The organism is Photorhabdus sp. P32 (genome assembly GCF_038085095.1).
In the GTDB taxonomy this organism is placed as follows: domain Bacteria; phylum Pseudomonadota; class Gammaproteobacteria; order Enterobacterales; family Enterobacteriaceae; genus Photorhabdus; species Photorhabdus luminescens.
In genome coordinates, this window is sequence record NZ_JAZGJN010000193.1 from 1 (window position 1) to 15,543 (window position 15,543).

The 15,543-nt window shown below is 41.3% G+C and carries 13 protein-coding genes and 1 other annotated feature; of the genes, 9 read left to right on the top strand and 4 right to left on the bottom strand.

Features of this window, described 5'->3' with window-relative positions:
- Positions 1 to 391: 391 nt before the first annotated feature.
- Both sltY and trpR read left to right on the top strand, forming a co-directional pair.
- Positions 392 to 2,308, top strand: coding sequence for a murein transglycosylase (gene sltY, locus V2H77_RS02875; protein ID WP_341497601.1), 1,917 nt, complete (start codon positions 392 to 394; stop codon positions 2,306 to 2,308).
- A gap of 55 nt (positions 2,309 to 2,363) precedes the next feature.
- Positions 2,364 to 2,684 (top strand): trp operon repressor, encoded by a 321-nt coding sequence (trpR, locus tag V2H77_RS02880; RefSeq protein ID WP_341497602.1) that lies wholly within the window; start codon positions 2,364 to 2,366, stop codon positions 2,682 to 2,684.
- A 38-nt stretch (positions 2,685 to 2,722) separates the two neighbouring features.
- Here the strand turns inward: trpR and yjjX are convergent, their stop codons facing one another.
- Positions 2,723 to 3,253, bottom strand: coding sequence for an inosine/xanthosine triphosphatase (yjjX, locus tag V2H77_RS02885; protein ID WP_049583776.1), 531 nt, complete (start codon positions 3,251 to 3,253; stop codon positions 2,723 to 2,725).
- A 54-nt stretch (positions 3,254 to 3,307) separates the two neighbouring features.
- Between yjjX and gpmB the strand changes: the two genes are divergently transcribed.
- Positions 3,308 to 3,955, top strand: a complete 648-nt coding sequence (gpmB, locus tag V2H77_RS02890) for a 2,3-diphosphoglycerate-dependent phosphoglycerate mutase GpmB (RefSeq protein WP_341497603.1) — start codon at positions 3,308 to 3,310, stop codon at positions 3,953 to 3,955.
- Here gpmB and robA read toward each other — a convergent pair.
- Complete coding sequence (gene robA / locus V2H77_RS02895) at positions 3,952 to 4,827, bottom strand: MDR efflux pump AcrAB transcriptional activator RobA (protein WP_341497604.1); 876 nt, start codon at positions 4,825 to 4,827, stop codon at positions 3,952 to 3,954. The genes gpmB and robA overlap by 4 nt on opposite strands.
- Before the next feature lie 383 nt (positions 4,828 to 5,210).
- Between robA and creA the strand changes: the two genes are divergently transcribed.
- On the top strand, positions 5,211 to 5,696 hold the full coding sequence (creA, locus tag V2H77_RS02900; protein WP_139656877.1) for a protein CreA: 486 nt from the start codon (positions 5,211 to 5,213) through the stop codon (positions 5,694 to 5,696).
- A 66-nt stretch (positions 5,697 to 5,762) separates the two neighbouring features.
- On the opposite strand, the gene arcA is transcribed toward creA, so the two are convergent.
- Complete coding sequence (gene arcA, locus V2H77_RS02905; RefSeq protein WP_341497605.1) at positions 5,763 to 6,479, bottom strand: two-component system response regulator ArcA; 717 nt, start codon at positions 6,477 to 6,479, stop codon at positions 5,763 to 5,765.
- 658 nt (positions 6,480 to 7,137) lie between these two features.
- Here arcA and V2H77_RS23580 point away from each other — a divergent pair.
- From V2H77_RS23580 to thrC, 4 genes are all read left to right on the top strand, one after another.
- The gene (locus V2H77_RS23580; protein ID WP_110882773.1) at positions 7,138 to 7,206 is read left to right on the top strand and encodes a thr operon leader peptide; all 69 of its coding nucleotides are present in this window, start codon (positions 7,138 to 7,140) and stop codon (positions 7,204 to 7,206) included.
- Positions 7,145 to 7,264: a sequence feature (Thr leader region), on the top strand. It overlaps the preceding gene by 62 nt.
- Before the next feature lie 25 nt (positions 7,265 to 7,289).
- On the top strand, positions 7,290 to 9,749 hold the full coding sequence (thrA, locus tag V2H77_RS02910; protein ID WP_341497606.1) for a bifunctional aspartate kinase/homoserine dehydrogenase I: 2,460 nt from the start codon (positions 7,290 to 7,292) through the stop codon (positions 9,747 to 9,749).
- 2 nt (positions 9,750 to 9,751) lie between these two features.
- The gene (gene thrB, locus V2H77_RS02915) at positions 9,752 to 10,681 is read left to right on the top strand and encodes a homoserine kinase (protein WP_341497607.1); all 930 of its coding nucleotides are present in this window, start codon (positions 9,752 to 9,754) and stop codon (positions 10,679 to 10,681) included.
- Between the two features lie 3 nt (positions 10,682 to 10,684).
- The gene (gene thrC, locus V2H77_RS02920) at positions 10,685 to 11,983 is read left to right on the top strand and encodes a threonine synthase (RefSeq protein ID WP_341497608.1); all 1,299 of its coding nucleotides are present in this window, start codon (positions 10,685 to 10,687) and stop codon (positions 11,981 to 11,983) included.
- 49 nt (positions 11,984 to 12,032) lie between these two features.
- On the opposite strand, the gene yaaA is transcribed toward thrC, so the two are convergent.
- Entirely contained in the window at positions 12,033 to 12,809 is a 777-nt protein-coding gene (gene yaaA / locus V2H77_RS02925; RefSeq protein ID WP_341497609.1) for a peroxide stress protein YaaA, read from the bottom strand.
- A gap of 383 nt (positions 12,810 to 13,192) precedes the next feature.
- On the opposite strand from yaaA, the gene V2H77_RS02930 reads away from it, so the two are divergent.
- The coding region (locus V2H77_RS02930) for a hypothetical protein (protein ID WP_341497610.1) at positions 13,193 to 15,543 on the top strand (2,351 nt) is incomplete at its 3' end.

Here is a 15,543-nt window from a genome sequence, read left to right on the forward strand (position 1 = left end):
GTGTAAACGTATTGAGCCACGTTGCTATAAGCCTCGCTATCTCTGATTGTGATAATGCCTGTTTTGCGAAGCAAGTCGCATGAACAGGGCGCGTTGATGCCTGATTATATCCGTTTAGGTTATTGATGTTCATCTGAACACGATTTGTCACAGTTTACCCGATTTAAGTCAATAAACTCTATAACCCAATTGCCCGAATAAGATAATCCTGGGTTGAGTTGGTTAAAGTGAGTCAACTTATTAGATAAAAAACTTACCTGTTATGAATATATAGTTAGATATCTCATCATAGGATAAATTGATGTGGTAAGGGGTGATAATTATATTAATATGGTGTTTATGTATTCGTAATATTAACCTATGTGATTTGATCTCCCGGAGGAACGTGATAATGGCTAAGTGGCAATACCTTGCGGTGGCTGTAGGGTTGGTTTTTATCTCCGCAGCAGCGAAGGCTGATTCTCTGGAAAATCAGCGACAGAGATATCAGCAAATTAAGCAAGCGTGGAATGTCGGCGATAGGGCTGAAATCGCGAGGCTGATGCCAACATTGAAAGACTATCCGCTTTATCCTTATCTGCAATACCGGGAGTTGACTCAGGATCTGTCACTTGCTACATCTGCGCAGATCCGTGATTTTACTGATCGCCACCCTAATCTACCACCCGCACGTTCTTTATCATCTCGTTTTATCAATGAGCTTGCACGCCGCGAAGACTGGCGCGGCGTGCTGGCATTCACTCCTACTGCGCCGAAATCTATTACAGCCCGTTGTCATTACTATTTTGCTAAATGGGCTACAGGTGAGGAACAGGTTGCCTGGCAGGGAGCGAAAGAAGTTTGGTTGAATGGTCGTTCTTTGCCAGCCAGTTGCGATAAATTATTTGATGTTTGGCAGCAAACCGGCCATTTATCAGCGAAACTGATATTACAGCGTATTAGCCTTGCGTTAAAAGCGGGGAATACGTCACTGGTCAGTTATCTCGCTAAGCAATTGCCACTGGGATACAAAAGTATCAGTGAAGGTCTGATTAAATTGCAAAATGATCCGGCTACCGTAGCGGATTTTGCTGATCATTCTGGGCCGACTGATTTTACTCGTGCAGCCACTTTAGCGGCTTTTTCGCGTTTCGCACGTCAAGATCCGGAGCAGGCAAGAGCGATCGTCCCATCAATTGTCAGAGTGCAAAAGATGAATGGCAGTGAACGTCAGCGATTAAAAGATATTGTTGCCTGGCAGCTAATGGGCGATGTGAGTGATGAACAAGAAAAGTGGCGTGATGATGCGATCCGCAATAGCCAATCCGTTGCATTGCTTGAGCGTCGTATTCGTTTGGCGTTGGGTCATGCAGATGAGCGTGGAGTGGCTCAATGGATAAAATTGTTACCGTTGGAGAACCAGAACAAAGAAGAGTGGCGTTATTGGCGAGCCAACATTCTATTAGCTCAGGGTAATAAAAGCGAAGGTGAGGCGATATTGCGTAAGTTGATGGAAGGCCGAGGTTTTTACCCAATGGTTGCTGCGCAAAAATTAAATGTCAGCTATCCGCTGACGATAAGCATCGCAAAAAAGCCAGATGCTGCTATTGCTTCAATGCCCGATGTACGGAGAGTAAGAGAGCTGCTGTATTGGCAAATGGATAATCTTGCTCGCATAGAGTGGCATTATTTGATCGCTAGCCAAGATAAATTAAAACAACAGCAACTGGCGCGTTATGCTTTCGATCAAAAATGGGCGGCTCTTAGTGTACAGGCGACAATAACAGGAAAAATGTGGGACTACCTTGAAGAACGTTTTCCATTAGCATGGCAGCGGGAATTTAGTCACTTCACTGCCAATAAAGGCATTCCTCAAAGTTATGCGATGGCGATAGCCCGTCAGGAAAGCGCTTGGAATCCGCAAGCCAGTTCGCCAGTTGGGGCAATGGGGTTGATGCAGGTGATGCCGGAAACGGCGAAGGATACGGTTAAGCAAAATGGCATCCAGGGATATGTAAACAGTAGCCAACTGATAAACCCGCTAACGAATATCGAAATCGGTACTGCTTATCTTGAATTGGTTTATCAACGCTTTGGTAATAATCGGATACTTGCCAGCGCTGCTTATAATGCTGGGCCAACTCGCGTAGATCGTTGGTTATCTAACAGTGGTGGGCGACTGGATGCGATAGCCTTTATTGACAGCATTCCATTTTCTGAAACTCGCAATTATGTCAAAAATGTTTTGGTTTATGATGTCTTCTACAGTCATTTCATGGGCAAATCATCAAATGTGCTGACTAACGTGGAATGGCAAAGGCGTTATTGATTTATGGCAAACTATGTTATGCTGCTGTACTAGTTAAATAGTATAATGATTGATTATGACGATGAATCATCTGACAGACCCGGCACTTTCGCCACAAGATCATGAAGATTGGCAATGTTTCGTGACATTACTCCAACAGGCTTTTGCTGAAAATCTACAGCATCCGATTTTGCAGTTATTATTGACACCAGATGAACGGACAGCACTGGCTACCAGGGTGCGAATCATCAAGGAGTTGATGAGTGGAAAAATGAGTCAACGTGAGCTGAAAAATGAACTTGGGGTGGGAATTGCGACGATTACGCGCGGCTCTAATAGCCTGAAATTTGCTTCAAACGATGTAAAGGCTTGGTTGGAACAGCAGCTACTGAAATAGCAGCAGGCCGCCAACTGCGGCCTATGGTGAATGCCTGTTTAACGGGCGTTCAGTTCCTTATAAATTTCATGATGTACCGGCACCAAAGCGAGTATCAGAGCTTGGTGGTACACACTGGTACGAGTCAGGATGCCGTCAGTAAAAAAGCCAATTGCTCCATCTTTTTGTTTGATGTTATCAATGCCTGTCAGGTAAGCCATTTCATGGCCCAATTCCCGACCTTCTCGAATACCATCAAGAATTTTTTCTGGCAGCATTAAACTGGCTGAACGAGATTCTCCGCGAATTTGCTGATATTCCACCACCATCCAGGCAAATGTCATATCGTCTTCAATACCTGCTTCCACACCGACCCAAAAATCTGCTTCAGGACGAACTTGTCTGGCGGCCATTACGCGCTGACGGGCGCCGGTACGGGTTTCCGTGTTGCCAATAGGTTGTTGTGGGACGCTACTGTCTACATTGATATCTTCGATCCGATAAGTACCTGGCCCAAAAACATCATCAAAGGCGAGACTAATGGCTTTAATTTTTGCAGGGTTGGTGGTTGCAGCAATAACGTGATACATAATAGATGAGTTATCCTTTGAACGAGTATTTACGCAGTATAACGGAAAATGAAAATGTTACAGGTATATCTTGTTCGGCATGGGGAGTCCGAATGGAATGCGGCACGTCGTATTCAGGGACAATCTGACAGCCCTTTGACCGAAGCAGGCGAACATCAAGCCAGATTAGTGGCGCAAAGAGTAAAATCTGAAAGTATTACCCATATTATTACCAGCGACCTTGGACGGACACGCCGAACGGCGGAAATTATTGCTGAGGTTTGTGGTTGTGAAATTATTCTGGAGCCACGTTTGCGCGAATTGAACATGGGAGTGCTTGAACGCAGAAATATTGATTCTTTGACCTCGGAAGAGGAGAACTGGCGTAAGAAAGTCCTTGATGGCACGCCTGGGGGGCGTATCCCCGAAGGGGAATCTATGGATGAACTTGCTATGCGTATGAGAGCTGCGCTGGAAAGCTGCCGTAATCTGCCGGATGGGAGTCGGCCATTGTTAGTCAGTCACGGTATTGCTTTGGGATGTTTGGTTAGCACAATACTGGGATTGCCGGCGCATGCTGAACGTCGTCTTCGTCTGCGAAATTGCTCTCTGTCCAGAGTGGATTATCAACACAGTCCGTGGCTGGCGTCAGGCTGGATTGTAGAAACGGCAGGCGATATCACACATTTGGATACGCCCGCGCTGGATGAATTACAACGTTAATGCTGGATAGGAATGAGATACTGAAATTCGATGATATGGTTCGCCGCTTCCTTATCTCTATCATTGATATTGGTAAGATAATATCGCTCGATATCGTATCCTTTCCTACGTGTCAGGTTTAGCATTGGCAGACAAATACCATAGACGGTAAACAGAAAATCCTGTAAGCCATCTTTGGTGCCGTAGTAACTAAATGAGACGTATTCTCCGGCCGGTAATGTAACAGGTTGGCTGCCTACCACATCAAACAGGGCATATTGGGGTTCTACCGCTGTGGTGTACAACACGGTTTGTTCATCTTCTTTTTCTGGATTGGGAGTCGCATGATGCAGGCCATAAAGTACAGGAGGCAACACTTCCGCATTTTTCAGATAGTATGTCCAGAAATTGTGTCGCATTTCCGTACAAAAACTGGACCATTGTTCCAGCGTATAAGAACAGGTCTGCTCTATACCAACCAGTGGCTGTTCCTTTAGTGTGAGATAGGTTGCTTCGGGAATATACCTCTTATCCAACAATATGGGGGGGCAGATACCCGTGGCGCACCACTCCTCACTGAGACGATAAAGTGCAGGTGTTTTATTAAATTGTTTTTTAAATGCGCGAGTGAAAGTTTGTTGGGAGTCAAACTGGTACTGTAAAGCAATATCCAGAATAGGGCGGCTGGTTAAACGCAAAGCAACGGCTGCCCGTGATAACCTTCTGGCACGGATATAGGAGCCGATAGCCTGGCCGGTAATGTCTTTAAACATACGTTGCAGGTGCCATTTAGAATAACCTGCTTTAGCTGCAACATTATTGAGTGATAACGGTTGATCTAAATGATTGTCTAGCCAACGTAATAAATCACGAATGATGCCGGTTTGATCCATACATCTCCTTAGTCGTTAAGACCAGAAAGAACAACATAAGAACCTATATTACTAGACTATTTTGTTTGCCACTTGAACAGGTTTACAGAGTGAGTAAAACGATCATTCCAGTGTATTGCATATCTGTTCTGGCGCCTGTGTGCTGTGCGTGTTCATAATTTATTGACAAACGTGGCATTCAACAATAACTCTACTGGATATAAGCGCTAAGTGTAAAACAAGTCTTATATTTACAATAGGATACTTATTCATATTATAATTTCACTCATTACTTTATGAAATTATTCTAATAAGTAATTATTTCCATTGGATGGTATTACTGCCCTATTTGGTATCTGGGTGGTGAAATGTTACGCTGAATTAATTAAGGTACGAGACTATATATGTTAAAAATCATAAAGATACTAGTAACAACAACGTTGTTGTTCATACCTGTGGCGACTCAGGCTGAAGAGATTGGTTCGGTAGACACTGTTTTTAAATTTATCGGGCCTGATCACAAAATTGTGGTGGAAGCGTTTGATGATCCTGATGTTAAAAATGTGACTTGCTACCTGAGCAGGGCAAAAACAGGCGGCATAAAAGGGGGTTTAGGACTTGCGGAGGATACTTCTGATGCGGCTATTTCTTGTCAGCAGGTTGGAGAGATTGAATTAACAGACAAGATTAAAAAGAGCAGCAAAAAAGGTCAGGTGGTTTTTCAGAAACGAACCTCACTGGTGTTTAAAAAACTTCAAGTCGTTCGTTTCTATGATGCAAATCGTAATGCATTAGTCTATCTGACATACTCCGATAAGATGATCGATGGTTCTCCGAAGAATGCGCTCAGTGCTGTACCGATTATGCCGTGGAAGACGGTGGAAAATTGAGGGGCAGGATGGGTTCCTACAGGGATATCCCATCCTGTTATTTTTAGAGGCTTACCGATATTCAAGTTATGCTTCTAAATCACCACAGAAACGATAGCCTTCACCGTGAATGGTGGCGATAATTTCCATCGTATCTGGCGTCGATTCGAAATGTTTACGGATACGACGAATCGTTACATCGACAGTACGGTCATGAGGTTTCAATTCACGACCTGTCATCTTTTTCAGTAAATCTGCGCGCGTTTGGATTTTGCCTGGATTTTCACAGAAATGAAGCATGGCGCGGAATTCGCTGCGTGGCAATTTATACTGCTCACCCGCTGGGCTGATCAGAGAACGGCTATTGATATCTAATTCCCAACCGTTGAATTTATAACTCTCAACTTGGCGGCGCTCCTCGCTGATATTACTCAGATTCATGGTACGAGAAAGCAGGTTGCGGGCGCGAATAGTCAATTCACGTGGGTTAAATGGTTTGGTGATGTAATCATCTGCGCCAATTTCCAAGCCAAGGATTTTGTCTACTTCGTTATCACGGCCAGTCAGGAACATCAGGGCGACATTTGCTTGTTCACGCAGTTCGCGGGCAAGTAACAAGCCATTTTTGCCTGGAAGGTTAATGTCCATAATCACCAAGTTAATGTCATTATTTGACAGAATGTGGTGCATCTCTGAGCCATCGGTGGCTTCATAAACGATATACCCTTCAGCTTCGAAAATGCTTTTTAGGGTGTTGCGAGTGACAATTTCGTCTTCAACAATCAAAATGTGCGGGGTTTGCATGGTTGCTACCTAGAATCGCTTAAAAATAAATCAGAATGATTCAAACTACTCTTATCTCAGGATATTTACTGGTTATTATTTGTCATCACTGAAATTATAGCTTAAATCAGTAATAACATTTATTGATATGTTTTACACTGAAAGTAAAAGTTGCTTTTCCTTTGGTGGGTATATACCCAAAAAACTGGTTAAACAGTGTTATGTTAGTTCATTAACAGCAATATAACAGCTTGCAATGCATTTACCATCTAAAAAAACTACCTTTTATTGACGTACATCAAAATTGATTGTAGCACGTTAATATTATTTATATTGGTTATTTTATACCTTGTATTCTGTCATGCAAATGACAAATTTTTATTAATATACCCGTGTGTTTTTGTATGAAAAGCAACCTGTTATAAGCTTAATAGTGAACAAAAATAACTGATTTTTGCTAAAAGATAAAATATATTGTTAATTTTGTTAAAAATGGATTTAACAACTAAAAAATTGTGTTCAGTAAGAAATATTTGTTTGCATTGACGACCATAAGATGGATTATTCCAATGCTAAAAATATCAAAAATATAAGATTATTTGGTGGAAATGTTTGACTTTGTGCACAAAATCATTTAACCAATATAGGGTCGAACCCATTAAATGACAGACAGGAACCTATGCAAACTATCAGCCTGAAAACCACAATTATTACCACCACCGGAACCACAGGTTGCGGGGCGGGCTGACGCATACATAAAACAGAGAAAAAAGCCCGCATCCAAATCAGATGCGGGCTTTTTTTTGGCGCGGAATCAGGAGAAAAATGTTAATGCGAGTGCTTAAATTTGGAGGAACTTCGGTCGCGAATTACCAGCGTGTGCTGAGCGTTGCCGATATTGCAGAAAAAAAACTTTCCCAAGGCGGAGTTGCGTTGGTGCTTTCCGCGCCGGCAAAAATTACCAATCATTTAGTGGAGATGATTGAAAAAACGGTAGCCGGGCAAGAGATCATTACCCATATGCATGATGCTGAGCAGATCTTTGCTGATTTATTACAGGGATTAGCACAGGCGCAACCCGGTTTTGCTTATGAACGGTTAAAAATGATGGTTGAGCAAGAATTGGCTCAATTGAAACAGGTTCTGCATGGTATTTCGTTACTGGGACAATGCCCGGACAGCATTAACGCTTCCCTGATTTGTCGCGGGGAAAAACTCTCTATCGCAATCATGGAGTCTGTATTGCAGGCGCGTGGTCACAAAGTCACGGTGATTGATCCGGTAGAAAATTTGTTGGCGCAAGGTCGTTACCTTGAATCTACGGTAGATATCAACGAGTCTACGAAACGTATTTCTTCTCTGAATATTCCTGATGACCATATTGTCCTGATGGCTGGATTTACTGCCGGGAATGATAAAGGGGAGCTGGTTGTTCTGGGGCGTAATGGTTCTGACTATTCTGCTGCGGTTTTGGCGGCTTGTTTGCGGGCGACATGTTGTGAAATCTGGACCGATGTGGATGGCGTTTATACCTGTGATCCCAGAGTGGTGCCGGATGCGCGGTTGCTAAAAGGCATGTCCTATCAGGAAGCGATGGAACTCTCTTATTTCGGCGCCAAGGTGTTGCATCCACGGACCATTGCCCCGATTGCTCAATTTCAGATCCCTTGTTTGATTAAAAATACCGCCAATCCAGATGCGCCGGGAACACTTATCGGTGACGGGCAGAAAGATGAAAGTACGCCGGTAAAAGGGATTACCAACCTGAGCAGTATGGCAATGATTAACGTATCCGGCCCTGGAATGAAGGGGATGGTGGGGATGGCGGCAAGGGTATTTGCTGTCATGTCTCGCAAAGGGATCTCTGTTGTGCTGATTACTCAGTCATCTTCAGAATACAGTATCAGTTTCTGTGTCCCTCAACGTGAATTGGAACGTGCGCGTCAGGCGCTGAGTGAAGAATTCTATCTTGAACTGAAAGAGGGTGTGCTTGATCCTTTGGACGTGATGGAAAATCTTTCCATTATCTCTGTTGTTGGCGATGGTATGCGTACTTTGCGTGGTATCTCTGCCCGTTTCTTCTCTGCATTGGCACGCGGTAATATCAATATTGTTGCCATCGCACAGGGATCTTCTGAACGTTCTATCTCTGCGGTTATCGATAATGAAATGGCAACCACAGCGGTTCGTCTGTGCCATCAGATGTTATTTAATACTGATCAGGTGATCGAAGTTTTTGTTGTCGGTGTTGGTGGCGTAGGCAGTGTTTTGATTGAGCAGATCCGTCGTCAACAAACTTGGTTGAAGCAAAAGCACATTGATTTACGGGTATGTGGTATTGCTAATTCACGGGCTATGTTGACGGACATGAGAGGCATTTGCCTTGATAATTGGCAGCAATGCTTATCAGAGGCGAAAGAACCTTTTAGCTTAAGCCGTCTGATCCGTTTGGAGAAAGAGTACCATTTGCTAAACCCGGTGATAGTGGATTGTACCTCTAATCAGCAAATTGCTGATCAATACGCCAGTTTCCTGAGTGATGGCTTCAATGTGGTCACGCCGAATAAAAAAGCCAATACGTCGTCAATGGCTTATTATCATCAGATTCGTAAGGCGGCAGAGAAATCTAAACGCAAATTTCTGTATGACACTAACGTAGGAGCTGGCCTGCCTGTTATTGAAAACTTACAAAACCTGCTTAATGCGGGTGATGAACTGGTTCAGTTCAATGGCATTCTTTCTGGTTCTCTCTCTTTTATTTTCGGTATGTTGGATGAAGGAATGTCACTATCTCAGGCGACGTTGCTGGCAAAAGAGAAGGGTTATACCGAACCCGATCCGCGTGATGATCTGTCCGGTATGGATGTTGCTCGTAAGCTGCTGATTCTGGCTCGTGAATCGGGTTATGAACTGGAACTGGATGATATTGATGTGGAGCCTGTACTACCAGCTTCCTTTGATAACAGTGGCGGCGTGGATAGTTTCCTTGAGCGTTTACCTTCTCTTGATCAGGTTTTCAGCCAGCGTGTGGCAGAAGCCAAAGGGCAGGGAAAAGTGCTGCGCTATGTTGGCATCATTGAAGATAGCCGTTGCAAGGTGAAAATTGCCTCAGTAGATGGCAATGATCCGCTTTATAAAGTCAAAAATGGCGAAAATGCGTTGGCATTCTACACGCGTTACTATCAGCCAATCCCGCTGGTACTGCGGGGATACGGGGCGGGTAATGATGTGACTGCCGCAGGTGTGTTCGCAGATATGCTGCGTACCTTGTCCTGGAAACAGGGAGTTTAATTGTGATTAAAGTCTATGCGCCTGCATCTATTGGCAATGTCAGTGTTGGGTTTGATGTACTGGGAGCGGCGGTCTCTCCGGTTGATGGCGCTTTATTAGGGGATTGCGTCACTGTCCGGGCAGCGGAGAGTTTCAGTTTGCATAATGAAGGGCCGTTTGTGGGGAAGTTGCCTGAGAAGCTGGAGCACAACATCGTTTACCAATGCTGGCAATTATTCTGCCAGTGTTTGGGCAAACAATTACCTGTGGCAATGACGCTGGAAAAAAATATGCCAATTGGTTCTGGCCTTGGCTCCAGCGCTTGCTCTGTTGTTGCTGGCTTGATGGCGCTGAACGAGTTTGCGGGCCTCCCGTTTAGCAAAAGCCAATTATTGACAATGATGGGGCAACTGGAAGGACGCATTTCCGGCAGTATTCACTATGATAATGTTGCTCCATGTTATCTCGGCGGTTTGCAACTGATTATGGAACAGGGGGATATTATCTGTCAGCCAGTCCCTTCGTTTGATGAATGGTTATGGGTGATGGCTTATCCGGGCATTAAAGTTTCTACCGCAGAAGCCAGAGCAATTTTACCTAAGAAATATCCGAAGCAGGACGTTATCGATCATGGACGTTTCCTTGCTGGTTTTATTCATGCCTGTCATACACGGCAACCAGCATTGGCAGCCAGATTAATGAAAGATGTGGTTGCTGAACCATATCGTACCCAACTGCTACCGGGTTTTGCCAAGGCGCGAGAAACAGCAAAACGGGTAGGCGCATTGGCGTGTGGTATTTCTGGTTCTGGCCCGACCTTGTTCTCCATTTGTGATGATATGGCGACCGCAGAGGAAATGGCTGAGTGGCTGCAACAGCATTATGTTCAGAATGATGAAGGTTTTGTACACATTTGCCGTCTGGATCTCGCAGGCGCACGACAGATAGGGTAACTGATGAAACTGTATAACTTGAAAGACAACAGCGAGCAGGTGAGTTTTGCACAGGCAGTCAAACAGGGGTTAGGTAAACAGCAAGGGCTTTTCTTCCCGCAGGATTTACCGGAATTTAGCCGTGAAGAAATTGACCAACTGCTGAAACTGGATTTTGTTACCCGCAGCGGTCGCATTCTCTCAGCGTTTATTGGCGATGAAATTCCGCCAGAACAACTGGCGACACGAGTTGAGCATGCTTTTGATTTTCCGGCGCCTGTTGCCAAAGTGGAAAATGATGTTGCAACGCTGGAATTATTCCACGGCCCGACTCTGGCATTTAAGGATTTTGGCGGCCGTTTTATGGCGCAAATGTTGGCACAAGTTGCTGGTGAGCAGCCAGTAACTATCCTGACTGCGACTTCCGGCGATACAGGGGCGGCGGTAGCGCACGCCTTTTATGGACTGAATAATGTACAGGTGGTGATCCTCTATCCGCAAGGCAAGATTAGTCCGTTACAGGAGAAACTGTTCTGTACATTGGGCGGTAATATTCACACGGTGGCGATTGATGGCGATTTCGATGATTGTCAGGCGTTGGTTAAACAGGCGTTTGATGATCAGGAGTTGAAACAAACTCTGTATCTCAATTCAGCTAACTCAATTAACATCAGCCGCTTGTTGGCGCAAATTTGCTACTACTTTGAAGCGGTTGCTCAACTACCAGAAGATAAGCGTGAACAACTGGTTATCTCTGTACCGAGTGGGAATTTTGGTGATTTAACCGCGGGTTTATTGGCAAAATCAATGGGATTGCCGGTAAAACGCTTTATCGCTGCTACTAATGCTAACGATACAGTTCCACGTTATCTCGTGGGTGGAAAATGGCGGCCTAATCAAACGGTTGCTACGCTTTCCAACGCAATGGATGTGAGTCAGCCAAATAATTGGCCGCGGATTGAAGAACTGTTTTATCGTAAATCTTGGCCGTTAAGTGAATTGGGATATGGCGTAGTCAGCGATGACGTGACTAAAGAGACAGTTAAGGAATTGGCTAAACTGGGTTATATCTCTGAACCTCATGCAGCGGTTGCTTATCGTGTTTTGCGTGATCAATTACAAGATGGTGAATACGGGTTATTTCTTGGTACGGCTCATCCAGCGAAATTTAAAGAGAATGTGGAACAGATTCTGGGTGAGGAATTGCCATTGCCCGAAGCGTTGGCTGAACGGGCTGATTTGGCGTTGTTATCCCATCATTTACCGGCAGATTTTGCTAAATTGCGAGCTTTCTTGATGGAAAGAACACCTAAATCATCATAAGAGTGGGCGCCGCACAGATTATGCGGCGTATATTATTGATAATAAGGTCTTAATGTTGTTCAGGGCGTTTAAATACCAGTTCATTCCCTTTGGATAACGATTCATCAAAGGCGTAACCGTCCAGATTAAACTCCACCAGACGGTCAGTTTGCGTTAATTGATTCTGAATAATAAACCGGCTCATTAGCCCACGAGCTTTTTTCGCATAAAAACTAATGATTTTATACTTACCGTTTTTCTCATCGAGGAATACAGGTTTAATGATTTTACCGGCTAACTTTTTCGTATTCACGGATTTGAAATATTCATCAGAAGCCAGATTAACCAACACATTATCACCTTGTTGTTCCAGAGCCTCATTGAGTTTTTCTGTGATCAGATCTCCCCAGAAAGCGTAGAGATCTTTACCGCGTTTATTTTCCAGTTTGATTCCCATTTCCAACCGGTAAGGTTGCATCAGATCTAACGGACGGAGTACACCGTAAAGGCCAGATAAGATTCTCAGATGATCCTGAGCAAAATTAAAATCCTTATCGGAGAAAGATTCAGCTTGCATACCAGTATAAACATCACCTTTAAATGCCAGGATCGCCTGACGGGCATTTTCTGGTGTGAAATCAGCATGCCATTCGCCAAAACGGGCTGCATTCAAGCCAGCAAGTTTATCGCTGATACCCATCAGACTCGCAATTTGAGCAGGCGTCAGTTCGCGACAAATACTGATTAACTGCTTTGATTGGTCGAGTAATTCTGGTTGGCTATATTCTGCCGTGGCAAGCGGGCTTTCATAATCAAGGGTTTTTGCAGGTGAAATAGTAATAAGCATAATATCGTCCCGGTTGTTCAGATGAGGTTACTTTAACAAAAGATAGGATAATAAAGAATTAATAATGACGATAGTAGAAACTGTGTACGTGATATCTGTCGGGTAACAAACTGATAATTTTGTATTCCATTTCATTGATCGATATTGCTTTTAATGATAATAATATTTAAATTTTCTCCCTTATTACAGCGAGCTAAGAAACATCGTCAATTAAAGGAGATAAAAGTGAGTAATAAAGAAAAAGCTAAATTAGTGCGTTTACTTAAATAAGTAAGAAAAGATAAAGGCTTTAGGAATGGGTCTTAAAAAAACAGACATCATTATTGTAAGTAATGCAGGAAACAAAGAAGATCTAATTTAGCTATTAAAAAATAAGGTGGCAAATGAATATTTCTGCGATTAAGGACGATTTAACAAAGCAATATAGTACATTAATTCTATTTCCTATTGAGGTAATAATTAATTTATTATCTTCTTTTTTTTCATTTTTCATATTAATTTATATAATAACACTTCCTTTGACTAATGGTTTAGAGGTGGGTAGTGTTGGCCTGATTATCTTCTTAATTGTAATATTAAGACCTATCTTGAGTATGATTAATAATCTAAGTCTATTTCTCATCACTAAAAAACAGGCTTATATTCTCTCAATATTTGATAGCTGTTTCACCAGTAAAAAAGATGCTCAGCAGAATGAGCATGATATTGTAAATTACTCTACGTATGATACTAGTGTGGTTTTGATGATATCTAAAGTAATCTGTTTCATTTATCTCGCCATTCTAATGGTCATTAATGTTGAGGGAGGAACAGTTGGCTTATTATCTTTGTGTCCCATATTAATACTATTATCCTTTTTTCTATTAAAAAAGCGAACATATCTCTCTAAGAAATTAGCAAAGATAAGGAAACGGAGATATGGATTTATTGGAGATAATTTAGAGTCTCTGACTGCTATATTGTTAACTGGATACCAAGGAGGGAAATTTTCAAACTTGAATAGAATTATTCATATTGAAGAAAAAGTAAAGCGCATTGATTCACTGTGGAGAGCTGTAGATATTTCATCAAATGCATTTTTAAAAGTGATTCCTGTTCTTTTTCTCATTCTAATTGGCAAGGAAATATATAATAATGATAAATTTCTGATTCTTTTATATTCTCTAATTTTGGTTGGTGAATATCTTGGTTTAGTTAGATTACTAACGCCATTTTATGATGGTTATTTAGCAAAATTGTCAATTATTAGTAGGTATAAAAATTATCGATATAAGCCAGAGGAATATTATGATTTAGATGGTACACAGGGTTTTATTGAAAAAACTATTCTGGGGAATATATATTTATCAAAAGAGCAAATCAATAGAAGTATATTAAATAAATTAAGTTATGAAATTTTTCAGATTAATAAATATATTGATATGAGCTCAAGTATTAGCGATCTGTCAAGAGGACAATTGAATCTTATTTTTGCTGTAAGGAATGTATATATGGCTATAATTGATGATTATAAAGGCCATATTTATTTTGATGTAAATAGGACTGGGTGGGATTCTCACTTATTGCTTGATTTAGACAGTATCATTTCAAAACTAAGGGAAGAGTATCAAATTAATGTTATATTATCATTTCCTCATGAACTTAAGAATATTGAATTGGACATAAAAAATAAACCCTTAAAATCGACGTCAAATAATGGTGTTATATTAGAAGATGATTATAAAATTAATAAATCAAGAGTTTCTCAGTTCCTGTATGTTTTTAGTTATAACTCTGCAATTGGGATTATACTCTTGTTCATTGCTAGTTTTTCATTATTCGAGTTGGGAGCAATTACATATAATGAATATGGTAGTGAGACCTATAAAATAATATCTATATCTCTATTAGGTATGATTTCATTGATTGTAGGATCATATTTAATAGAGCTTAAGATAAGAAAAAAAGCAAGACAAGACATATATAGTTCTATTAAAAGCAACTTTAGGATCGAAGGCTTCAATTTATTTAAGCATGAATATAATGTAATAATAAATAGATTTACCATGTATGCTAAGGATGTTTTTTGGTTTGGTTCGATATTTGTCGGAACTGTACTTTTATTCCTTAATTCTGACAATTTTATGATTATGTTTGGAGCTATATTTGTATTGCTCACTAGCGTTTATTTATTGTATCCTGTGTACAGGAACAATAGAAATAAACACTATAAAGAGTTGCATAATTTATCAATTCGCTTTTCTTATCTTAATAAGTTACCTCAATGTCGTCTGGCTAATCGTTTTTGTCGAGATACTATTCTATCTGGAATATATGGTTTATATACCATAGCATCGCAACGATATTTAATTAATTCTTTAGCTTATATATTAGGTCTTATAATATCTAGTTTAATGATCTTTTATTCTTTATATCCCAGTTTTGAATCAGATAACATTACCGCTGCTATAAACTTAGATAGCAGAATAGTCATTTTTTACTTCGCCATATTTGGATATTTGTCAGAAACTGTATCTATTAAAAGAATAACTGAACACTACAATGCTTATTATAAAAAAATAAATTTATCTTCTAATTTATCAATTTTAGAACAAAACTTGGAAAAAGATAGAATTATACAATTAGTGGGAAACAATGGTAGTGGTAAAACCTTTCTTCTTAAGAAATTATCTGAAATAAAAGGATACATATATATAGATCATAATTTTGATTCCTATTTAGCAAACGATAGATT